The sequence below is a fragment of the Paraburkholderia strydomiana genome, from assembly GCF_031456815.1.
Classification (GTDB): Bacteria; Pseudomonadota; Gammaproteobacteria; order Burkholderiales; family Burkholderiaceae; genus Paraburkholderia; species Paraburkholderia caledonica.
Genome location: NZ_JAVDVL010000016.1, coordinates 13038 through 33715, shown reverse-complemented (window position 1 = coordinate 33715; position 20678 = coordinate 13038). Strand labels below are relative to the sequence as shown.

19 protein-coding genes are annotated in these 20678 nt (G+C 60.9%); 16 read left to right on the top strand and 3 right to left on the bottom strand.

Going from position 1 to position 20678, the window contains the following annotated elements:
- Window positions 1–132: 132 nt before the first annotated feature.
- The 7 genes from J2W46_RS29870 (at window position 133) to J2W46_RS29840 (ending at window position 6704) form a co-directional block, all read left to right on the top strand.
- Window positions 133–663 carry a DUF1269 domain-containing protein gene (locus J2W46_RS29870; RefSeq protein WP_020071072.1) on the top strand — a complete coding sequence of 177 codons (531 nt, stop codon included), beginning with the start codon at window positions 133–135 and terminating at the stop codon, window positions 661–663.
- A gap of 245 nt (window positions 664–908) precedes the next feature.
- Window positions 909–1547: an SDR family oxidoreductase gene (locus tag J2W46_RS29865; protein ID WP_310358748.1), complete on the top strand. Its 639-nt coding sequence runs from the start codon at window positions 909–911 to the stop codon at window positions 1545–1547.
- 191 nt (window positions 1548–1738) lie between these two features.
- Window positions 1739–1981 (top strand): hypothetical protein, encoded by a 243-nt coding sequence (locus J2W46_RS29860; protein ID WP_020071074.1) that lies wholly within the window; start codon window positions 1739–1741, stop codon window positions 1979–1981.
- A 391-nt stretch (window positions 1982–2372) separates the two neighbouring features.
- Window positions 2373–3587, top strand: coding sequence for an alkene reductase (locus J2W46_RS29855; protein WP_310358747.1), 1215 nt, complete (start codon window positions 2373–2375; stop codon window positions 3585–3587).
- Between the two features lie 89 nt (window positions 3588–3676).
- On the top strand, window positions 3677–4033 hold the full coding sequence (locus J2W46_RS29850) for a host attachment protein (protein WP_310358744.1): 357 nt from the start codon (window positions 3677–3679) through the stop codon (window positions 4031–4033).
- A gap of 328 nt (window positions 4034–4361) precedes the next feature.
- On the top strand, window positions 4362–5489 hold the full coding sequence (locus tag J2W46_RS29845) for a porin (RefSeq protein ID WP_310358742.1): 1128 nt from the start codon (window positions 4362–4364) through the stop codon (window positions 5487–5489).
- 591 nt (window positions 5490–6080) lie between these two features.
- Complete coding sequence (locus tag J2W46_RS29840) at window positions 6081–6704, top strand: hypothetical protein (protein WP_310071895.1); 624 nt, start codon at window positions 6081–6083, stop codon at window positions 6702–6704.
- Between the two features lie 155 nt (window positions 6705–6859).
- Here J2W46_RS29840 and J2W46_RS29835 read toward each other — a convergent pair whose 3' ends face one another.
- On the bottom strand, window positions 6860–8263 hold the full coding sequence (locus J2W46_RS29835) for an aminotransferase-like domain-containing protein (RefSeq protein ID WP_310358740.1): 1404 nt from the start codon (window positions 8261–8263) through the stop codon (window positions 6860–6862).
- A gap of 389 nt (window positions 8264–8652) precedes the next feature.
- Here J2W46_RS29835 and J2W46_RS29830 point away from each other — a divergent pair, with 389 nt between their 5' ends.
- Entirely contained in the window at window positions 8653–9888 is a 1236-nt protein-coding gene (locus J2W46_RS29830; RefSeq protein ID WP_310358737.1) for an NAD(P)/FAD-dependent oxidoreductase, read from the top strand.
- Between the two features lie 148 nt (window positions 9889–10036).
- On the top strand, window positions 10037–11188 hold the full coding sequence (locus tag J2W46_RS29825; protein WP_020071081.1) for a branched-chain amino acid ABC transporter substrate-binding protein: 1152 nt from the start codon (window positions 10037–10039) through the stop codon (window positions 11186–11188).
- A 143-nt stretch (window positions 11189–11331) separates the two neighbouring features.
- Here J2W46_RS29825 and J2W46_RS29820 read toward each other — a convergent pair whose 3' ends face one another.
- Window positions 11332–12240 (bottom strand): hypothetical protein, encoded by a 909-nt coding sequence (locus tag J2W46_RS29820; protein WP_310358735.1) that lies wholly within the window; start codon window positions 12238–12240, stop codon window positions 11332–11334.
- A 442-nt stretch (window positions 12241–12682) separates the two neighbouring features.
- Between J2W46_RS29820 and sapR the strand changes: the two genes are divergently transcribed.
- From sapR to J2W46_RS29785, 7 genes are read left to right on the top strand one after another with little or no spacing between them, the layout of a single operon-like run.
- Window positions 12683–13561 carry a sap1 transcriptional regulator SapR gene (gene sapR, locus J2W46_RS29815; RefSeq protein WP_204523753.1) on the top strand — a complete coding sequence of 293 codons (879 nt, stop codon included), beginning with the start codon at window positions 12683–12685 and terminating at the stop codon, window positions 13559–13561.
- A 5-nt stretch (window positions 13562–13566) separates the two neighbouring features.
- Window positions 13567–14133, top strand: coding sequence for a D-alanyl-D-alanine dipeptidase (ddpX, locus tag J2W46_RS29810; RefSeq protein ID WP_310358733.1), 567 nt, complete (start codon window positions 13567–13569; stop codon window positions 14131–14133).
- Window positions 14134–14190: 57 nt separating this feature from the next.
- Entirely contained in the window at window positions 14191–15798 is a 1608-nt protein-coding gene (locus J2W46_RS29805) for an ABC transporter substrate-binding protein (RefSeq protein ID WP_020071085.1), read from the top strand.
- Window positions 15799–15819: 21 nt separating this feature from the next.
- Window positions 15820–16890 carry an ABC transporter permease gene (locus J2W46_RS29800; RefSeq protein WP_310358730.1) on the top strand — a complete coding sequence of 357 codons (1071 nt, stop codon included), beginning with the start codon at window positions 15820–15822 and terminating at the stop codon, window positions 16888–16890.
- Window positions 16891–16948: 58 nt separating this feature from the next.
- Window positions 16949–17863: a nickel transporter permease gene (gene nikC, locus J2W46_RS29795; RefSeq protein ID WP_027805109.1), complete on the top strand. Its 915-nt coding sequence runs from the start codon at window positions 16949–16951 to the stop codon at window positions 17861–17863.
- Window position 17864: 1 nt separating this feature from the next.
- A complete protein-coding gene (locus J2W46_RS29790; RefSeq protein WP_310358726.1) occupies window positions 17865–18755 on the top strand; it encodes an ABC transporter ATP-binding protein in 891 nt (296 codons plus the stop codon).
- The gene (locus J2W46_RS29785; RefSeq protein WP_020071089.1) at window positions 18752–19519 is read left to right on the top strand and encodes an ABC transporter ATP-binding protein; all 768 of its coding nucleotides are present in this window, start codon (window positions 18752–18754) and stop codon (window positions 19517–19519) included. The genes J2W46_RS29790 and J2W46_RS29785 overlap by 4 nt, the downstream gene beginning before the upstream one ends.
- 37 nt (window positions 19520–19556) lie before the next feature.
- Here the strand turns inward: J2W46_RS29785 and J2W46_RS29780 are convergent, their stop codons facing one another.
- Complete coding sequence (locus J2W46_RS29780; RefSeq protein ID WP_310358722.1) at window positions 19557–20660, bottom strand: GntR family transcriptional regulator; 1104 nt, start codon at window positions 20658–20660, stop codon at window positions 19557–19559.
- Window positions 20661–20678: the final 18 nt, after the last annotated feature.

The following is a 20678-nucleotide window of genomic DNA, read 5'->3' as shown; positions in this document are numbered from 1 at the left end:
CGACATGCACGGTGGCTGGCACCGCTGCTGTTTTGCGGCGCGGTCGACATCTTGCGCGCGGCGCTGAGCATGAGTTCAACCGTCTTGCCGCGTAACGGTCTGCGCTTATTTCCAGAGAAAAGGAGCAAATCGATGAGCGATTTAGTCGTTGTAAGCTTTAAAGGCGAAGAAACGGCCGACCAGGTGTTGACCAAACTCCAGCAGATGCAAAAGGAGCACCTGATCGACCTTGAGGATGCCTGTGTTCTGGTCCGCAGCGCGAATGGCAAGGTACACCTCAAGCAAGCCGTCGATCTCGTCAAGATCGGCGCGCTCAGTGGCGCGGCGTGGGGTGGCCTGTTTGGTGCGCTGGTTGGGCTCATGTTGCTCAATCCGCTCGCCGGACTGGCTACAGGCATGGCCATCGGCGTTGGTACGGGCGCGCTGTCGGGCGCGCTCTCGGACTATGGAATCGATGATGATTTCATGCGTTCGACGGGCCAGAACATCGAGCCGGGTTCGTCGGCACTCTTCATCCTCGTGCGTCAAGTGAATTTCGACAAGGTCCTGCCTGAGCTGAAGCCTTTCGGCGGAAAGGTATTGAAAACGTCTCTCACCAACGATCAGGAGGAACGCCTGAAAAAGGCACTAGAGAGCCTGAACAGCAGCGGCACGACAGCATAAGCATCACTGCGCTGCATCATGGTCGTGGTCGTGTGTTGTGTCGAAGCTCGCAGTTGGGTCGGATCGACACCCGGACGCGGAGTACGAACTGAAGTGCGATCCGGACATCGCTTCCAACCGCGCGCGAACCCATGCAAGCTGACCATGCCGCCCTTGACCGCAACCCCGCTATCTGATGGCTTGCGGGAAAGCGTCAGCACACCGAAAGCTCGCGCATCCCGCGGCTGCCTTCCTGGAGAGACACGATGAGCATTGCATTAATTGGCGCCACCGGCCGCACCGGCCGGTTTATCGCGGAAAAATTGCACCGTGCGGGCATTCCGTTTCGTGCATTGCTGCGCGACGAGGCGCAGCGGGCCCACTTCGACAGCCTCGGCGGGAGCCCCGTGATCGTCGACCTGACGCAGGACTTTTGCCTGGCGCTTGCGGGAGTTAATACGGTTATCTTTGCCGCTGGCTCCGCTGAAACCGAGGGCGCCGAGCAGGAGCGTCAGATCGACCGGGACGCAATCATCAAGGCGGTCGATTGCGCGAAGCAGTATGGCGCGGACCGCTTCATCGTCGTCAGCACCTTGCTGGCATACGCCCCTGAATCCGCTCCAGATGCGCTTCGGCATTACGCCCAGATGAAGCGCGCTTCTGACGATTATCTGATCGGCAGTGGACTCGATTATCTTGTGCTGCGTCCCGCCACACTGACTATGGAGTCCGGTACCGGGAAGATTGAGATCGTGGCCGACGCGCAGTCCGCCCGTGCTCCCGTTGCGCGCGAGGATGTCGCCGATGTCGCGCTCGAAGCGCTCAGGATCGGCCTTGTCAACACGATCGTTGGATTTGCTGGTGGCAGCAAACCGATCGACGACGCGTTGGCCGCGCTTCATTGACGTTGCGCGCCGCTCATGCCAGATCGTCGCGCCATAGGCGGTGACGCAGGCCGCCAGTTGCGTCGAGCACTCACACGCGCGCAACGGCGCGAACGTCCGGGCGAACATTCCGACAATACGAACTAGACTGAAATGTCGGCCGCCTGCCCGCGAGAACAGAGCCGTGCGGCCCGTCGCGATGGAGAACTCCCATGCCCAAGACCGTTTTCTCAGCCGAGCAGATTCGCGATGAAGCGCAAAGTCGCGTGGCAAAAATTAGCGCGAATACGCCCGAAGAACTGCGCGTGCGCATCCCGCTGCCCGAACGGCACCCGCCCGATGCCGCCGGCAGGAACTGGAATATGGTGCCACTCAACGAGAAGGGCACCGACTTCACCCATGAGGTCCGGCGCATCGTCGAAGACATGCGCACCGAGTTCGTTCTGCCGGATTGACGCTGCAACGCCGCAGGATCGCGTGAGTGGTTCCGTGGGACGAGGTCGGGCACACAACGGCTTGTAAGGTCGGGCGATGAGTTCGGAGAGTGAACCGGACGATCTGTGGGGGCGCTCACGCTGCACACCGATGACGGCGGCGTGGAACTCGACCGGAACGCAGCCGGACATGCGTTGGGTCGTTGCAGAGGACCAGATCCGGCCCGATGAAGCGATAGACCGCGTGGCGGCAGGATCGCGACAGATCTGGGCAGAAACCGGAAAGAAGCGTGCGCGGACCGTGGCTAGAGTGGATAGAAGCGGAATCAGGTCAATGTGATCCGACGCGGACGCCTGGAAGCGTCCATGGCAGTACTTTTCGGGCCGAGTCAAAAACGCAAGGAGCGAATTCATGCCGGACACGGAAACCACGTTTGCTGCCGCCGGGCAGCACGACGAACAGATCCCGCTGCGCAAGCTCTTCGAACCCGTCAAGGTGGGACCGTACAACCTGCGACATCGTGCCGTGATGGCGCCGCTGACGCGTTCGCGCTCAAGCCGGCCAGGCAACATACCGTCTCAGCTCAACGCCTGCTATTACGCGCAGCGTGCATCGGCCGCGCTCATCATCAGCGAGGCGACGCAGGTGTCGATGCAAGGACAGGGCTATGCGTGGACACCCGGGATTCACAGTCGCGAGCAGGTCGAAGGCTGGCGGCTCGTGGCGAACGCCGTGCACGAGGCAGGCGGGTTGATGTTCATGCAGCTCTGGCACGTCGGACGCATATCGCACCCTTCGTTGCAGCCTGATGAAATGCTGCCTGTTGCGCCGTCTGCGCTCCAGCCGAAAGCGGAGGCGTTCATCGAGAACGAGCGCGGCGAAGGTGTCCTCGCGCCCTGCGTCACGCCCCGCGCGCTGCAGATTGAAGAGATGCCATACCTCGTGCGCCAATATTTCAGGGGTGCGCGCAACGCAAAGGCTGCCGGTATGGACGGCGTCGAAGTGCACGCAGCGAATGGGTATCTGCTCGACCAGTTCCTGTTGTCGGGCACAAACCGCCGCACGGACGAATATGGCGGGTCGAGCGAGCGCCGGGCCAAGCTGCTGTTTGAGGTGATCGAGACGGTTTGCGAAGTCTGGGGGCCCGAAAGGGTCGGCGTGCGGCTTTCCCCTCTCGGCACCTTCAACGACATGCATGACGACGATCCCGAGGCGACGTTCTCTTACGTCATCGAGAAGCTCAATCGATACCGGCTCGCTTATTTGCACATCGTTAATCCCGCGCTGGCGGCGACCGGTGAGGACGGCACTTTCACGGAGCGTGCGAAACGCATGAGCGAGATGATACGGCGCACCTATCGCGGTGTGCTGATGGTCGCAGGCGGGTTCGACGGCAGCAGTGCGGAAAGATGGCTCGAGGATGGCAACGCGGACCTGATCGCGTTCGGACGCCCGTTCATCGCCAATCCCGATCTGCCCGAACGCCTCCGGTTGCACGCTCCGCTCAATTCGCCGGACCCGTCCACGTTCTACGGAGGCGGAGAGCGCGGATACACCGACTATCCGTCGCTTGCGCAGGAGCGCGGGGAGGCCCCACGGTCCGTCATCGATGGGCGTTGGAGATAGACCGTCGTTGACCGGCGAGCCCGCTGGCGTCACGCGACGATTTGCGATGGCCGCAGCGTCGGCGATCGATCATTGCTGAGAGGCGCACCATGGTTGTGACTACCTGGGTTGTCGTTGCCGACGGCAGCCGTGCACGAATCTTCGAGACACCGGGACTTAAACTGGAATTGCGGGAAATCGAAGACCTCGTCAATGTCGGCCCAAGTGGACCGGCGCTGAGCGAGAAGGATCGCGAAAAGTTCGCGAAGACCGTCGCCGACTATATCGAACAGGGGCGGCTCCATCAGCGGTATCAGCGATTGCGGTTAGCCGCCGAGCCGAAGTTTCTCGGGATGCTGCGCGCGCGCCTGAGCGAGGAGACGCGTCAGATGATTTTCGAAGAGATCAACGAAGATCTCTCGGCCCTCGATGCGCGCGCAGTTGAAGCGCACCTGCGAAGTCACTGACGGCGAACTGCCCGGTCGTATGCCGCATTAAATGCGTCAAGCCGTCAGAGAGTCGGGCCTGCACGCGGGCGTGTTCTCTCTGGTTCGCGGCGGCGGCTAACTCCAATACCGTCGCTTCGATCCAACAGCGATTCGAGCCGTGGGATGAAGCACGGAAGCGCTGCGCCTTGTGGGCTGGGACACCACCAGAATTGTGGCGAAATTGTGGCGAATTACTTCGGAAATACGCAAAGGTCCAATCCAGACCGGAAATGAAGTGCGCCGCCTGGGCGGTTTTATACTCGCCCCGCTGTCTTCTGACGCAATCCCAACACGCTCGAGTTAATTCATGAAAAAGATTCGCATCGCCCTCGCTGTCTCCGTTGCGCTTGCCGCGACGGCCGCCCACGCACAGACCTCGGTCACGCTGTACGGCCTCATCGACGCCGGTATCACGTACACGAATAACGTCGGCGGAAGCAGCCGGGTTGCACTGGCGAGCGGCAACATCAGCGGTAGCCGCTTCGGCCTGCGTGGCACGGAAGATCTCGGTGGCGGCCTGAAGGCTCTCTTCGTGCTCGAAAATGGCTTCAACGTCAATAACGGCACGCTCGGCCAGGGTGGCCGGATGTTTGGTCGCCAGGCGTATGTCGGCCTGAGCAGCAACACTTTTGGCACCGTCACGTTGGGCCGCCAGTATGACTCGATGGTTGATTTCGTCGCACCGCTGTCTGCCACGGCAGGCCCGTTCGGTGACTCGGGGTTCGCGCATCCGTATGACAACGACAACCTGCAACATAGCGTTCGCTTCAACAACGCGGTCAAGTTCACCAGCCTCGACTATGCGGGCTTCAAGGTTGGCGGTATGTATGCGTTCAGTAACACCCAGACCGGCTTTGCTGTCGATCGTGCTTACAGCGCGGGCGCCAGCTACAAATTCGGCGGCTTGAACGTAGCGGCCGCCTACCTGCAGATCAATGGTTCGGGCGCTTCGAATCCGAATACCACGGGTGCCGCTGATCCAACCGAGTTCAAGGGTGGCCTGACGTCGGATGTACAGCGTACGGCTGGTGCAGGCGTGAGCTACGGCTTCGGCCCTGCGACGGTCGGCTTTGCTTACACGCACAGCCAATATCAGAATACGAACGCGTTCGGGCTGAAAAATGGTGGCGCTCATTTCGACAACTACGAACTCAATGGCAAGTACGCAGTTACGCCAGCGCTCATGCTCGGCGTTTCTTATGCCTACACCGATGCGCATTTGAGTGGTGCAACGTCGTTCGGCGCCGATCCGAAGTGGAATCAAGTCAACGCGATTGCGCGCTACTCGCTGTCGACGCGTACGGAGCTTTATGCCGAAGCCATGTACCAGCATGCAACCGGCAACAAAAACGTCGCAGTCATGTACAACGCAGGTGGCGCTTCATCGACGGGCAATCAGGTCATGGGTTCGGTCGGTATACTCACCCGCTTCTAAGGAAGTCTGGCGCACAGGGTTAGCGAGTTAGCCCTGTGTTAGCGCAAGAGCCGTTTGCGCCGGCGAGCCACCCGCCGGCGCAGATTCACCTTGGGCTCGGGCACAGCGCACTTCAACGAAGACTCTTCGGAGTCGTCGGGAATCACTCGATAAAGTCCATCGTCCTCTCAACGCGATTCTGAAGGCGCCTGCGTTTTGTCCGATATTCGTTTGGCATCGGCAAAGTTTGTGGACTACGCTCCCCTTTGCCATGCGACATTAAAGCGCGGCTGACTCACGAAGTCACAAATTCGCGGACTTTCGTGCACCCCTTCTGCACGTGCCTGCCGACACCGGGCAAAACTACTGCTTGGTGAAGCGTTTCGCCAGTTAATTACCTGCCGAACGACGAGCTTCCTCGCATCCTTTGCGCCAAAGCCAATAGCACGGACGGCCCTCTTTCTTCCATCGCTCGTTTCCGCAAACAGCGGCAGCTCTATCGCTGCACCGATTCTCTAATTCCATTCCGTTTGAATTGGGCGTCTCATCCCGCCAGCAATGGGCCCCTGCGCTGAGATGGTTCGCGCCAGATTGGGTAACAAGGAGATTATCGTGAAGATCAAACCATTCAGCATTCTCTCAGCAACCGCCGTGGCGCTTCTCTTACTCAGCGGCGCCGCGCAGGCCGAGGGTCCCGGTGGACACGACAGCCACGAGGGACACGATGGACACGGCGGCCCACGCGGCCTTTGTTCGAACGCAACGCTCAGAGGACCGTATGCATTTACCGGTCACGGCGAAATTATCGGATTGATAGGACCGAATAATAAAGTCGCTCCCTATGCGTCCACGTTGATTCTTGATGACGTCGCCCTCGTGACGTTCGATGGCACGGGCGGCTTCACGCGCACCGACTTCGGCATGATCGGCGGGCTGCCGAAAGGGGGCCTGACGACCTTCAATCCAAACCAGAACGGAACATACTCGGTGAACTCCGATTGCACCGGCACCATGAAAATCATTTATACCGCCGGGGGAGCCGTGCCGGCGGGTGTCGAGACTGACCTGAACATGGTCATCGCTGCGGATGGGACGCTCGTCGAATCCGTTGTTTACAGGGCGGTCACTGTCTCTGGCGCGAGCGGAGACAACTCGGTAACGTGCCCGCAATATTGCGAGCAGGCTGTGCAAGAAAATTTCGAGGGGAAGAAAATCGTTGTCTACGGCTTCCGCTAATCGGGTTCCAGATGGGCTCACGCTCGCTGAGGCGCTTGCCATGAGCGGCGCTGAGCCCAGCCTTCGGCGAAAATTCCTGGTCCTTTAATTCCCGCACCGTCTGCCTGACGATAGCCTGAAGCGAAACCGCCTTTGCGACATTGACGAGCCAGAACTCAGATCGTCCCAAACAATGCCCTCGGCCGATCCTTTAGCGTGCCCGCCAGCAACCGCAACGCGCTCACGAGCTGATCGCGGCTCGATGCACACGCGAGATTGATACGCACGCCATGCTCGATTTCCGAGCGATCCACCGCGAACGCCGACGACGGCATGACCACCACGCCGCGCGCCTTCGCGTTGGCTGCAAAATCATCGGCGCGCCAGGGCGGAAGCAGCTTCAGCCAGACGAACATGCAGGCGGGATCGGTCTGTAGCAACGACTGCGGCAACAACTCCCGCGCGAGCGCCTGACGCGCGCGAATCTCCGCGAGTTGCGCATCCATGATGTGGCGCGCGGTACCGTCCTCGATCCAGATCGACGCGATCAGCATCGACATCGGCGCGGGCATCCACGCGGTAGTGCGTACGGCCTCCGCGCACAGCGCGGAACTGTCGGGCGGACTCGCCAGATAGCCGAGCCGCAGCCCGGGCGCGAGAATCTTCGACGTCGCGGCAATATGGAAGGTCAGCTCCGGACACAGACTCGCGAGTGTCGGCAGACGCTGAGACACCAGTGGTCCATATACGTCGTCTTCGATGATCGCGACACCATGCCTGCGCGCGATGTCCACGAGCGCCATCCGGCGCTCGAGACTCATCGTCGTGACAGTCGGATTCTGCAGATTGGGCACCGTGAAGATCGCCTTGACCGGCATGCGCCGGCATGCGGCGTCGAGCTCATCTGTCAGCAGGCCGTCGGCGTCGCTCGGAATGCCGACGATCTCGAACTGGAACACGGGCGCAAGCGCCTTCAGCCCGTAGTAGGTAAGCCGGTCGGCGAGGATCACGCCGTCCGTGCCGATCAGACTGTTCAGCACGGCATACAGGCCATGCTGCGCGCCGCTCGTGACGACCACGTGCGCAGCATCCGGCGTAAATCCGGGCGCCGCCATCCAGCGTGCGCCAGCCGTGCGCGCCCATTCGGGGCCTTGTGGCGGCTGGTATTCCTGCAATTGCGCATAGCGTGGATCGCGCGGCAACTCGGCGAGCGTGCGCGCCAGACACTCCAGAAATTCGCCCGTGGCCGGCCGGTTCACCGTCAGGTCGATGGCGGCATTGTTCGTCGCGCGCGCCGGTTCAACGCTCGGCATCGCGCCGCCAGTTACTAGCGAGCCGCGTCGCTTGCTGCCGATCACCAGCCCGCGCAACTGCAATTCCTTGTAGGCACGCGACACCGTCGACACGTTGATGCCCAGTTCAGTCGCCAGTTGCCGCTGCGGCGGCAGACGGCTGCCGGGCGGATAGACGCCGCTGCGGATTTCGCTCTCGATCGAGCTGGACACTTCGATGTAGGTCGATCGCTTCGCCTGCTCCGGCGCGCCGTTGGACGCGCAAGCTGCGTCTTTGCCAGAAGCCATAAGATCAACTGTCTCCATACAAACCGGCTTTGTCCGCAATTGTGCGGAGGTGTGGCGATTCTATACCAGACACGCCCGAGCGTATGCCTTCCTGACGGTCCCGACGTGGTCGTGGACAGCGGCGAAGATTGTGCCCGCCTTCATCCAGGGAAAATGCCAGGACCACACAACAATCGTTTTAATTGCACACAAAAATTTATTGTGTGATTCTAGATGCCAGAGTTTGTCTGGTAGCGAGCGTGTCGCGACGCCGCCAGGCATCGTTCGGGAATCAGACAGCAGGAGTGTTCCAGTGCGTGTTACGCAGTCCACGGTCTCCGACGCACCGCCCAAACCCGGCGCGGCTTTACGTCAACGGCACGTCGCGATGATCGCGATGGACGCCAGTAATGTCTGAGATCGCCATCGTCGGCGCGGGATTCATCGGCCTTGCCAGCGCTGCTTCGTTGATGCGCGACGGACATCGGGTCACGCTATTCGATCCGTCCGGCGTCGGGCAAGGCGCATCGTTCGGCAACGCAGGGACGTTCGCGCATTACGCGTGCATTCCGGTGAACAACCCGTCTGTGTTCCGTGACCTGCCGCGCTACGTGTTTTCAGGCGACAGCCCGTTCAGGCTGCGCTATCAATACCTGCCGCACCTCGTGCCGTGGCTCGCGCGCTTCATGATGAGTTCGCTGCCGCGCCGCTATGAGGCGAGCGCGGGCGCGCTCGCTGCGCTGCTCGCGCAAGCGCAGGAAGGCTATGCGCCGTTGCTGGCGAACGCCGAACTCGCGCGCTTCGTGCGGTCACGTGAATGCCTGTATCTCTACTCCAGCGCAGCTTCGTTCAACGCGGCGCGTCCCTCGCTCGATCTACGCAAGAAACTCGGTGTCATCTTCGACGTGCTGGGCGGCAACGACATTCGCGCGCTCGAACCATCGCTCGCGCCGATTTTCGAGCGCGGCGTGCTGTTCAGCGACAGCTGGCATTTCTCGGATCCGCAAGGCTTCCTGCAAGCGCTTTTTGAGCAACTGGCGGCGCAGGGACTGACGCTGCAGCGTTCGACCGTCAGCGCGGTGCAGCCTTCCGGCGATGGCGCGAGCGTGACGGCCGACGGAGTCACGCGGCGCTTTGGCCATGTGGTCATCGCTACGGGCGCGCGCTCAGCGCAGTTCGCCCGGCAATGCGGCGACGTCGTGCCGCTCGACACGGAGCGCGGCTATCACGTGCGTTATCCGGGCGCGCAGCAACTCATTTCGCGGCCTGTCGGCTGGGCCGAACGGGGCTTTTACATGACGCCGATGAGCGACGGCATCCGCGTCGCGGGAACCGTCGAACTGGGCGGCTTCAGCGACACGCGCAACCGCTCGTTGCTCGACCTGTTGACGTTCTCATCACGACGCGCGTTGCCTCTGCTCGAAACGCCGGACTCCAGCTGGCTTGGCTTTCGTCCGACCTTGCCCGACGGTGTGCCGGTGCTCGCGCGCTCGCGTGCAAGCGAGCGTGTGATCTATGCATTCGGTCACCAGCATCTTGGGCTCACGCTGGCCGGCGTGAGCGGGCGAATCGTCGCGGACATGGTTGCGCGTCGTTCGCCTCCGCTCGATCTTGCGCCATATGCGGCGACACGTTTTGGCATTTAGCGAAGGACCAGACTGCGGACAACTCACCGGACACAGCAGCGACAGGTTTCAGTTTCATCTACCCATACGTGGGACGGTTTCGACGCGTCGCGCATCGAACCGCTCGTTCGACATAACGCGCGACGTGACATCTCGCAAGGAGCTCATCATGAATCGCCGCAACTGGCTGTTGAATTTTGCCGTCTGCCTACTCGGCGCGCAGACGCCGTTTGCGTCGGCAGCCGATCCGGAAGTCGTGAAGATCGGCTTTGTCGGACCTTTAACGGGCCCTGTTGCACGGGTTGGGAAAGACCTGCAGTACGGCGCGCAACTGGCGATAGACGAAGAAAACGCACGACATCCCACTGTCGGCGGGAAGCCCGTCAAATTCGTGCTCGACGTGCAGGACGATCAGGCCGATCCGCGCGTTGCGATCCAGGTCGCGCAGAAGCTGGTCGACGATGGCGTGGTCGGCGTAATAGGCCATTACAACTCGGGTTGCAGCATTCCGGCGTCGACGGTCTATCACCAGGCAAATGTCGCGATGATCACGCCGGGTTCGACCAATCCGCAATTGACCAAGCAGGGCTACAAAAACGTGTTTCGCACGATGGGCCACGATGGTATCGGCGGCGTGGTCGCAGGACATTTCGTGGTGGAGCAGATGAAGGCGAAGCGGATCGGCATCATTGACGACCGCACGGCGTTCGGCCAGGGTCTCGCGGACGCCTTCGAGAAAGGCGCCAAAGAAGCAAACGGCAACATCGTAGTTCGCGAATTTACGAACGACAAAGCGGTCGATTTCCGCGCCATCCTGACGACGTTGAAAAGCAGGAACGTCGATCTGATTTTCTTTGGTGGCCTAGATGAACAGGGCGCAATGCTGATCAAGCAGATGCGCTCTCTGGGCATGAACGCGCAACTGTTCGGCGCGGGCGCGTTGAAGAGCAATGCGTTCCTGCAGATCGCCGGCACCGCGGGCGACGGCACGCAGGATCTGGAACCCGGTCCCGCGCTCGACAAGCAGCCGGCCGCGCTTGAGTTCGGCAAGCGTTACAAGGCACGCTTCAATCAGGACGTGGAACTGTACGCGCCGTTTGCGTATGACGCGGCACTCGCGATGCTCAAGGCGATTCACACGGCGAATTCGCTCGACCGCTCGAAGATCGTCGACAGTCTGTCGAAGGTCAACGTCACGGGCGTGACCGGACAGATCGCGTTTGACCCGTACGGCGATCTGATCAAGCCGCCGTACACGCTGTTCCAGGTTCAACAGGGTCAATGGAAGAGCATGAAAACGCTGGGAGGGAGTGGCGCCTGAAATGCGCAATTACACACCTACACGACATACCGGCGGCGTCTAATGTGCTTGCTCTTCGCAACCGCGACGCGCCATAAAGATCCGCACTGGTCTGCTCGCAGTTCACCGTGTCTGCGAACAGCCAGGTGTGGCGGTGAGAAAAGTTACTCGTCCAACGAGGACGCCTGCGCAATGTCCTTATATGGCTTGCCCGACTCAAGTTCTTTCATCGTCTCGACGGGCTTGTTGTAGTACTTGTCCAGAACGGCCTGGGCCGTGGCCGGAGACGGCGGCTCAGAATTGCGGCGCTCAGGCGCCTGCCGCCTGATAGTGGATGGATCGGCTCTGCTCTGCCCGCCGAGCGGCTTGCCCTCAATAGTCTGGTTGTCCCCGAACTTACCAAAGCGGCTCAGCCGTTCGAACTCGGAGGAAGAACCGCCATCACTGCGCTTGACGCGCGCATAGGAGCCGCCGAACTCGCCGGGCTGGCCAGGAAGATCCGTCTGATTCAGAGAATGTATGCCGCCAGGCGGGTGATATTCGACTTCATTCGATCCAAGCGGTCTGGTTGGCTTGGGTGGCTTGGGCGCACTGCCCAATTTCTGCTGGCCGAGGGCCTTCTCAAGTTTCTTTCCTTCCAGTTGCGGATTCTGCTCCTTAAAGGCGCTGACATCCGCTTCATGTTTTGCCAGCTTAGCCTGATGTTCTGCGTTTCGCTGAGCCATCTCATCAGCGGAGAACTTCTTCGTATATGTGCTCTTGACGACAAAGCCGCCACCCTCCTGGAACGCAACGTCCTTATGTGCCTTTCCCGCTTCGAGTTTCGGCTGCAGCTTGGTTTCGACACCCACGTTTCCGCTGCCTTTGAACTTCTGCGCGGCGTCTGCAACGCGGAACAGGCGGCCAGCGGAAGCGCGCGGACTGGTTGGTGAAGGCGGCAAGGCGGCCAGCGCCGGATTCCTGGCGCGCGCCGACGGTGATGCACTCAACGGCTCAGACGAGCCCTTGGACGAATGTTGCGTGACGCTCGACGTGTTGATCGTCAAATTGGGTTTCGTTTTAATACTGGACACAGCTAGCTCCTTGTTCGAGACGAGTCCTCCAGCCAGTTCTGCAGTCTCAGCAGAGCGAGCGCAGACACGTGAGGGCGCGAGTCAAGACTAGCGGACGTTGTCGAGCTACGGCGCGCAGCCGCGAAGCTGCACTACGCAGACGCGAAACAAACGCAACGGAATTCGAAGCGTTCGCATTGGATGTCGGACCCCAACCTGGTCAACCACGCAGGTTGGTCACATTTCCGGAACGCACCGAACCAGACGGCCATACGCAAAATGCGATCTGAACGCATGCTTCAACAGCTTTGCGTCCGTACACCCTTCGCACATCGAACCGACTATTGACCGCAAGGCTTCGATTGAAAAATTAAGGTAGCGTCCGCTTTATTGTCCTTGTCAGATAGCTACCAGCGCACGTCGCTGTGACAGATAAATAACGCACACTAACGCACAAGATCCGATGCCCACTGCGTTCGCCCATACCGTCAAAGAGAGCTTTACGACGCTCACGCCGACGGCCAAGCGCATTGCCAGCTATATGCTGGCGAATCTCGACCGGCTCGGTCTTGAAACGGCCGATCAGATCGCACAGCAGACAGGAACGAGCGGCATTTCCGTTGGACGCTTTCTGCGTAGCGTCGGTTATCGCAATCTCGATGAGCTGAAGCGCGAGTTACGCGGTGCGCAAACGCGTCCCTGGTTCATTACCGATCGCCTCGATGCCTATCGCAGCGAGCGCCATCAAGAAGACACGCAAGGCACGAGTTCGCAAGGCGACTCGCTCGCACGGTCAATGGAGCTGGAGGTAGACGCCGTACGCGATGTCTATCAGCTCGCACGAAGCGAGGGATTTGGGCGAGTCGCAGAGCGCGTTGCGACGGCTGACGCCGTGTATGTCGTCGGCATTCAATCGACTCGCGGCATCTCGAATGCGTTTTTCAGCTACCTCGAATACCTGCGACCACGCGTGTTCTATTCCGACGGAATGTCGGGCTCGTATGTGGATTCACTGAACTCCGAGTTTGCATCGCCCTACCTGATCGTGACGGACACGCGCGCCTATTCACGCATCGCACGCCGCTATTGCGAAGCCGCGACGCAACGCGCCATCGCCTTCGCGCTCGTCACCGATCTCTATTGCCCGTGGGCGCGCGATTTCGAATGCGATCTGTTGCAAGTCAAGACGGACGTCGGCCAGTTCTGGGACTCGCTTGCGCCGCTCACGTGTCTCTTCAATCTTCTGCTGAGTTCAATTGTTGAATGTCTCGGCCCCGCCATCGACGGGCGCGTTGCGCGCAATCGCGAACTGCAGCGCGAACTCGATCAATTCGAATTCTGATAGCCATGACCGACACTCCTCGCCTGATACCTATCACCCCCGACACACATCGGGTGGATATCGACCTCGTTTATGCGACGTCCCGCAACTTCACGGGCAAGCCGATCTACCGCGAAGCGCATTGCCTGCTGCTCGAACCCGCCGAAGCTGCATTGCGCAAAGCCGTCGAACTCGCGGACAGCGCAGGCATGACGTTGCGTATCTTCGACGCCTATCGGCCGCCGCAAGCGCAAAAGGTGCTGTGGGACTTTCTGCCCGACCCGACGTACATCGCCGAACTGGGCCGTGGCTCGAACCATAGCCGTGGTACGGCCATCGACCTCACGCTGATAGACGGCGACGGTCAACCGCTAGACATGGGCACCGGTTTCGATGAGATGGTGAAGGCTTCCGAGCATTTCCATCAAGGGCTGCCGCAGTCTGTGCAGCGCAATCGCCTGCTGTTGCTCGGCATCATGCACGCGGCCGGCTTTGCGCACATCGCAAGCGAATGGTGGCATTACGAATTGCCTGGCTCGCGTGCGCTGCCGGTTATAGACAACAGCGAAAGCGGCCCGTTGAAGTTGATGTGACCTGGTAGGTTCTGGCTGTCCGTTTGCAGGTTCTCTTCCTTTACATGCGGAGCAAGTATGAATCTGGTTTTGCGCAATGCGCTGGCAGCGGTCGCGGTGGCATCCGCGCTGACGTTTTCCACCTCGATGACAGGCAGCGCGCTCGCGGCGACGCCGAAAGACATGCTTGTCATGGCCACGACGCTCGACGAATTTTCGACGCTCGATCCCGGCGAGGTCTACGAACTGGTGCCGGAAGAATATGTCGCGAACACCTATGACCGCCTGGTACGGGTCGACCTGAAAGACCCATCGAAATTCAACGGGGACGCCGCGCAATCCTGGACCGTGAGCCCCGACGGACTCACATTCACCTTCAAGATCCGCTCCGGTCTCAAGTTCCACTCCGGCAACCCTCTAACGGCCGATGACGTCGCATGGTCGATTCAGCGCTGCGTGCTTCTCGACAAAGGCGCTGCCGCCGTGCTGCAGGGCATCGGGCTCACCAAAGAGAACGCGCTCGACAAGGTCAAAAAGATCGACGATTCAACGGTCAGTATCACGACCGATCAGAAGTACGCGCCGACCTTCGTGCTGAACGTTCTGGGCGCGTGGCCCGCTTCCGTGCTCGATAAAAAACTGCTGATGTCCCATCAGAAAGGCAATGACTTCGGCAACGAATGGCTGCGCACGAACGAGGCCGGATCGGGCGCTTACAAGCTGGTCAAATGGACCGCCAACGACAGCATCATCCTGCAGAAATACGACGATTACCGCATGCCGCTCGCCATGAAGCGCATCGTGCTGCGACATGTTCCCGAAGCATCGAGCCAGCGCCTGCTACTCGAAAATGGCGACGCGGACATTGCGCGCAATCTGAGCCCGGACGACCTCGCTGCATTGACAAAGTCGAACAAGGCTCACGTGACGGCCGTACCGCAAGCCACGTTGCTGTATCTCGGCTTAAACGTGAAGAACCCGAATCTCGCGAAGCCCGAAGTGCAGGAAGCAATGAAGTGGCTGATCGATTACAACGGCATTCAGACGAACGTGGTGAAGACGACCTATAAGGTTCATCAAACGTTTTTGCCAGAAGGTTTTCTTGGCGCGCTCAACAGCAACCCCTATCACCAGGACGTCGCAAAGGCAAAGGCGCTGCTCGCCAAAGCGGGCTTGCCGAACGGCTTCAACGTGACGATGGACGTGCGTAGCGCCTATCCGTACAACGAGATCGCGCAGGCGGTGCAAGCCAATCTGGCTCAAGCCGGCATCAAGGTCGACATTATTCCGGGCGATAACAAGCAGACGCTCGCCAAGTATCGCGCGCGCCAGCATGACATTTACATCGGCGAATGGTCTGCCGACTACATCGACCCGCACAGCAATGCGCAGGGCTTCGCGTGGAACCCGGACAACTCCGACAAGTCCTCGTACAAAATGCTCGCATGGCGCAATTCGTGGGACATCGCCGGTCTGACGAAAGAAACCAATGCCGCACTCGCCGAATCGTCCACTGCAAAACGCGCGCAGCTTTATCAGGCGATGCAGAAGGAAATGCTCGCGCAGTCGCCGTTCGTCATCATGTTCCAGCAGGTATCGCAGGTAGCGATGCGGCCAGGCGTGTCGGGGCTCGAAGTTGGGCCGATCAACGACCTGGTGTCGTACCTGCACGTGAAGAAGCAGTAATCGCCGGGCGGCGTCCGAACCATGTCGACAACGTTGACTCCTATCGACCGCATTCGCGCCGCGTCCGCGCGCCGCGCGAGCGTGCGCTGGACGCTGCGCGTTTTGCGCTGGGCGCTGACGCTCGCCATCACCTTCACGGGTCTGCTCGCTGTAACGTTCGTGATCGGCCGCAAGGTGCCAATCGACCCGGTGCTCGCGATACTCGGGGATCGCGCGTCGGCCGCCGCCTATGTGGCCGCGCGCATCCAGCTGGGTCTGGACAAGCCTCTCGCCGAGCAATTTCTGATCTACGTGAATGCGGTCCTGCACGGCAACCTTGGCGTGTCGCTGCTGACAGCCAGTCCGGTACTTGACGACATTCGCCGCGTGTTTCCCGCCACGCTCGAACTGGCCACGCTCGCGACCATCGCCGGCGTGCTGGTCGGCGTGCCGCTCGGCGTAGTGGCCGCGACGCGCCATAACCGCTGGATCGATCACGTCGCGCGCTTCGTGGGCCTCATCGGCAGTTCCGTGCCTGTTTTCTGGCTCGGGCTGATGGGCCTGTTGCTCTTCTATGCGAAGCTGCATTGGGTGTCGGGTCCCGGGAGATTGGACCCGGTGTTCGACGGCATGGTCGAGCCGCGCACAGGCAGCCTGCTAGTCGATTCGCTGATGGCCGGCGAATGGGATGTGTTCTTCAATGCAATCTCGCACGTCGCGTTGCCCGCGGCAATACTCGGCTATTACTCCGTCGCGTACCTGAGCCGGATGACGCGCTCGTTCATGCTCGATCAATTGAACCAGGAGTACATCACGACGGCGCGCGCGAAGGGCGTGCCCGAGCGGCGCGTCGTGTGGGTGCACGCCTTCGGCAATATCGCTGTGCCGCTGCTCACGGTGATCGCGCTGTCGTACAGCTTCCTGCTGGAGGGCTCGGTGTTGACCGAGATCGTATTCGCGTGGCCCGGCATCGGATCGTATCTGACGGGTGCGTTGCTCAATGCCGACATGAACGCCGTGCTTGGCAGCACGCTTGTGATAGGTGCCACTTTCATCGCGCTGAATCTGCTCACCGACGCGCTCTATCGCGTGTTCGATCCACGCGCCCGCTGATGCAACGGAGACTTTCGACGTGCGTCATCCTCTTGAACATTCGACGCAGGACTGGCCGATGAATGCCGCGCGCCTAACGTGGAAGCAATGGCTGCTCACCGATACGCCCGCGTCGCGCAAACAGGCAGCGTTGGGCCTCGCCTATCGACGCTGGCGGCGTTTCGCGGGCAATCCGCTTTCGGTATTCGGTTTTGCGATCCTCATGGTGCTCGTGATCGTCGCGATCATCGGACCGTGGATCGCGCCGCATGATCCTTTGCGTCAGGTGCTGTCGGACCGCCTGCTGCCGCCGGGCTCTCCATCGCACTGGCTCGGCACCGACCAGCTTGGGCGCGACATTCTCTCGCGCATCATTTATGGCTCGCGCCTCACTTTGTCGATAGCCATACTCGTGGTCGTCGTGGTGGTGCCGATTGGCCTCATGATAGGCACGACAGCGGGCTTCTTCGGCGGCTGGGTCGATAACGTGCTGATGCGTGTAACCGACATCGCGCTGGCGTTTCCGAAAATCGTGCTCGCGCTCGCCTTCGCCGCAGCGCTGGGACCCGGTGTGATCAATGCCGTGATCGCAATCTCCATCACGGCGTGGCCCGCATATGCACGTCTCGCTCGCGCCGAAACCTTGAGGCTGGTGCAGGCCGATTTCATTCAGGTTGCACGTCTGCAAGGCGCGTCGAATCTGCGCATCCTGCTGCGCTACGTGGTGCCGCTATGCATGTCGTCCGTGATCGTGCGGGCGACGCTCGACATGGCCGGCATCATTCTCACGGTCGCGGGTCTCGGCTTTCTCGGGCTTGGCGCGCAACCGCCGAGTCCCGAATGGGGCTTCATGGTCGCTTCCGGGCGCAACGTGCTGCTCGATTCATGGTGGGTTGCCACGATACCGGGCTTCGCGATTCTGCTCGTGAGCCTCGCGTTCAACCTGCTCGGTGACGGGTTGCGCGACGTGTTCGATCCGCGTCATGGAGACTGACATGCACACGAGCGAAGCGGCCCATCCGCTGTGTGAAATCGACGACCTGCGCATTGCGTTTCGCGCGCATGACGGCACGCTGAACGAAGCGGTACGCGGTCTCTCGCTCACGTTGAAAAAGGGCGAGCGACTCGGCATTGTCGGCGAGTCGGGTTCGGGAAAATCGCTCACAGGCCGCGCGCTGCTCGGCTTGTTGCCGCCCGCCGCACATTGCACCGCCAAAAGTCTACGCTTTGACGGCCAGGACATGCTGGCGATGCCGGCCCATAAACGCCGTCGCTTTTGCGGCTCGCAAATGGGGATGATCCTGCAAGACCCGAAGTATTCGCTCAATCCGGTCATGACCGTCGAGCAGCAGATGCGCGAAGCATTCGCGCTGCGTGATCCAAAACTTGGCCGTCGGGAAATGCGGGCAAAGGTCGTCGCGGCGCTCGAGTCCGTGCATATTCGCAACCCTGAACGCGTCGCCCGCTCATATCCGCATGAGTTGTCAGGCGGCATGGGGCAACGCGTGATGATCGCGATGATGGTCTCGACAGGTCCACGCCTGCTGATCGCAGATGAACCGACGAGCGCGCTCGACGTGCTGGTCTCCATGCAGGTGCTGGCCGTGCTCGATGAACTCATCGAAAAGCACCAGACGGGCCTCATTTTCATCAGTCACGACTTGCCGCTCGTCATGTCGTTCTGCGATCGCGTGGTGGTGATGTACGCCGGTCGCGTCATTGAAACCTGCGCGGCGCGCGATCTGGTCAATGCCCAACATCCGTACACCCGCGGGCTGCTTGCCGCGAACCCGCCGCTTGTGGATCCGCCTGTCGAGTTGCCCGTGCTCTCGCGCGACTCGGCGTGGCTCAACGACTTAAACGAACAGCAAGGAGCGCCGTTATGATTCGCGTCGATGCACTGACCGTTCGCTTCAAGACGGCCACGGGCCTCGTCGATGCGGTTCGCGGCGCAAGCTTTCATGTCGCGGCAGGCGAGGTATTCGGTCTGGTCGGTGAATCGGGCTCCGGCAAGTCGACTATTCTTCGCGCGCTGAGCGGACTCACACCCGTTGCAGAGGGGTCCCTGCATATCGCCGGTTCGGATCGCGACATGCGCAGGCGCGATGTGCAGATGGTGTTTCAGGACCCCTATGGGTCGCTGCATCCGCGCTTCACCGTGGATCAGACGCTGCGCGAGCCGCTACGTATCAACGGCATTGGCGATCATGAAGCGAGGATCTTGAACGCGCTGCGCGAAGTAGGACTGAATCCGTCTTTTCGCTTTCGCTATCCGCATCAACTGTCGGGAGGGCAACGGCAGCGGGTGGCGATCGCGCGAGCGTTGATCGTCGAACCGCGCATCGTGCTGCTGGATGAACCGACGTCCGCGCTCGACGTCTCGGTGCAAGCCGAAATTCTCAACCTGTTGAAGCGCCTGCATCACGAGCGCAATCTGACGATGATCCTCGTCAGTCACAATCTCGCCGTGGTCGGCTTTCTGTGCTCGCGCGTGGCGATCATGCGCAATGGAGAGATCGTCGAAGAGCTTCCTATAGAAAGCATTCGAGCGCAAAAGGTCGAGAGCGAGTACTCGCGCAGCCTGTTGCTCGCGACAGGCGGTTATCAGCGTAAGGTCGCGGAATCGTTCGGCGTGGACGCGTCGTTATGAAGCAAAAATGCGGGCAGAAATCGCCCACGTTCGCGGCTTACGCAATCCGCTGCATGTAACTAGGCAGATCCGGATCGGGCAGCACGGCGAGCACCTTTAATCGCTGACGTGTACGCGTTTCGCCATGCCGAAGGTGCACGGCGAGCGCCGTTGACGCCGCGACGAACTCCCCGCGCAGCAGCAGTTCGATCACGGTCCGGTGCTCCGTGAGCGTGCTCATCTCCGGATGCAGCCGGAACGCATCGTAGAAAGCGTGATTTACGATCAGCGGCATATGTGCCTGGCTGATCGTCGCGAGCAGCTTGCGGTTCGGCGCACCGCTCAGGAACGTATCGTGCAGCGTGACTTCCAGGTGGTACAGCGTGCTCGCATCGACTGAGTCCGGGTCTTCTATCGCGCGCTCGACGTCGCGCAGTGCTGCTTCGAGCTGGTCACGCGACAGTGACGGCGCGCTCGCCAGCAGTGCCGCCGGCTCAAGCAACGTGCGCAACTCGTAATCCTGCCGCACGGCGCGGGCGGTGAGCGGACCGCACAGCCAATGCGAGTACGCGGACTTCTCGACCAGCCCGCGGTCACGCAGCCGGTTGAGCGCTTCACGCACGGTTCCGCGACTCACGCCGAAGACTTCGGCCGCATTGCTTTCGTCGATACGAAAATGCCCGAACACGATGCCAAGCGAGATGGCGGCTTCTAGCGAATCGTAAATGCGCTCGCTGTTCGAAGGGATATCCAGCGGTTCAGAGGGACGGTCGAAGCCCAGCGTGTCTTCGGAGATCGGCGCGCGCAGCGGCTCGGGTGCGCTGCCGTCCGCATTCGCCACGAGGTAGCCCCGTCCTTCGAAGGTGAGCAGCAGGCCGCCGGCGTGCAGCATCTCGAAGGCCTTTCTTACCGGCACGCGGCTCGTGCCGAAGATACGCGCGACCGGTCCTTCCAGCAGCACGAGTCCCGGCGCGATATTGCCGAGCGCAATGGCCGACTTCAGCCGGTCGTGAATCACGCGGTAGCGCAACCGGTTATCGGCTTCGGGCGATACATCCGCGGAATCGGTCGGATGGACCGGGTCCACAGTCAGCGGCGCCGCCGGCCGATGCGCGGCTGGATGTGAGCGGGAAGATCGGGAAGCGCCTGCGCGTCTTGTCATCGTCAAACGAACTTCGCC

Excerpts from the sequence above, each read along its gene's own strand:
- J2W46_RS29870 (WP_020071072.1), top strand. The coding sequence starts at position 133 with ATGAGCGATTTAGTCGTTGTAAGCTTTAAAGGCGAAGAAACGGCCGAC.
- J2W46_RS29865 (WP_310358748.1), top strand. The coding sequence starts at position 909 with ATGAGCATTGCATTAATTGGCGCCACCGGCCGCACCGGCCGGTTTATC.
- J2W46_RS29860 (WP_020071074.1), top strand. The coding sequence starts at position 1,739 with ATGCCCAAGACCGTTTTCTCAGCCGAGCAGATTCGCGATGAAGCGCAA.
- J2W46_RS29855 (WP_310358747.1), top strand. The coding sequence starts at position 2,373 with ATGCCGGACACGGAAACCACGTTTGCTGCCGCCGGGCAGCACGACGAA.
- J2W46_RS29850 (WP_310358744.1), top strand. The coding sequence starts at position 3,677 with ATGGTTGTGACTACCTGGGTTGTCGTTGCCGACGGCAGCCGTGCACGA.
- J2W46_RS29845 (WP_310358742.1), top strand. The coding sequence starts at position 4,362 with ATGAAAAAGATTCGCATCGCCCTCGCTGTCTCCGTTGCGCTTGCCGCG.
- J2W46_RS29835 (WP_310358740.1), bottom strand. The coding sequence starts at position 8,263 with ATGGCTTCTGGCAAAGACGCAGCTTGCGCGTCCAACGGCGCGCCGGAG.
- J2W46_RS29830 (WP_310358737.1), top strand. The coding sequence starts at position 8,653 with ATGTCTGAGATCGCCATCGTCGGCGCGGGATTCATCGGCCTTGCCAGC.
- J2W46_RS29825 (WP_020071081.1), top strand. The coding sequence starts at position 10,037 with ATGAATCGCCGCAACTGGCTGTTGAATTTTGCCGTCTGCCTACTCGGC.
- sapR (WP_204523753.1), top strand. The coding sequence starts at position 12,683 with ATGCCCACTGCGTTCGCCCATACCGTCAAAGAGAGCTTTACGACGCTC.
- ddpX (WP_310358733.1), top strand. The coding sequence starts at position 13,567 with ATGACCGACACTCCTCGCCTGATACCTATCACCCCCGACACACATCGG.
- J2W46_RS29805 (WP_020071085.1), top strand. The coding sequence starts at position 14,191 with ATGAATCTGGTTTTGCGCAATGCGCTGGCAGCGGTCGCGGTGGCATCC.
- J2W46_RS29800 (WP_310358730.1), top strand. The coding sequence starts at position 15,820 with ATGTCGACAACGTTGACTCCTATCGACCGCATTCGCGCCGCGTCCGCG.
- nikC (WP_027805109.1), top strand. The coding sequence starts at position 16,949 with ATGAATGCCGCGCGCCTAACGTGGAAGCAATGGCTGCTCACCGATACG.
- J2W46_RS29790 (WP_310358726.1), top strand. The coding sequence starts at position 17,865 with ATGCACACGAGCGAAGCGGCCCATCCGCTGTGTGAAATCGACGACCTG.
- J2W46_RS29785 (WP_020071089.1), top strand. The coding sequence starts at position 18,752 with ATGATTCGCGTCGATGCACTGACCGTTCGCTTCAAGACGGCCACGGGC.
- J2W46_RS29780 (WP_310358722.1), bottom strand. The coding sequence starts at position 20,660 with ATGACAAGACGCGCAGGCGCTTCCCGATCTTCCCGCTCACATCCAGCC.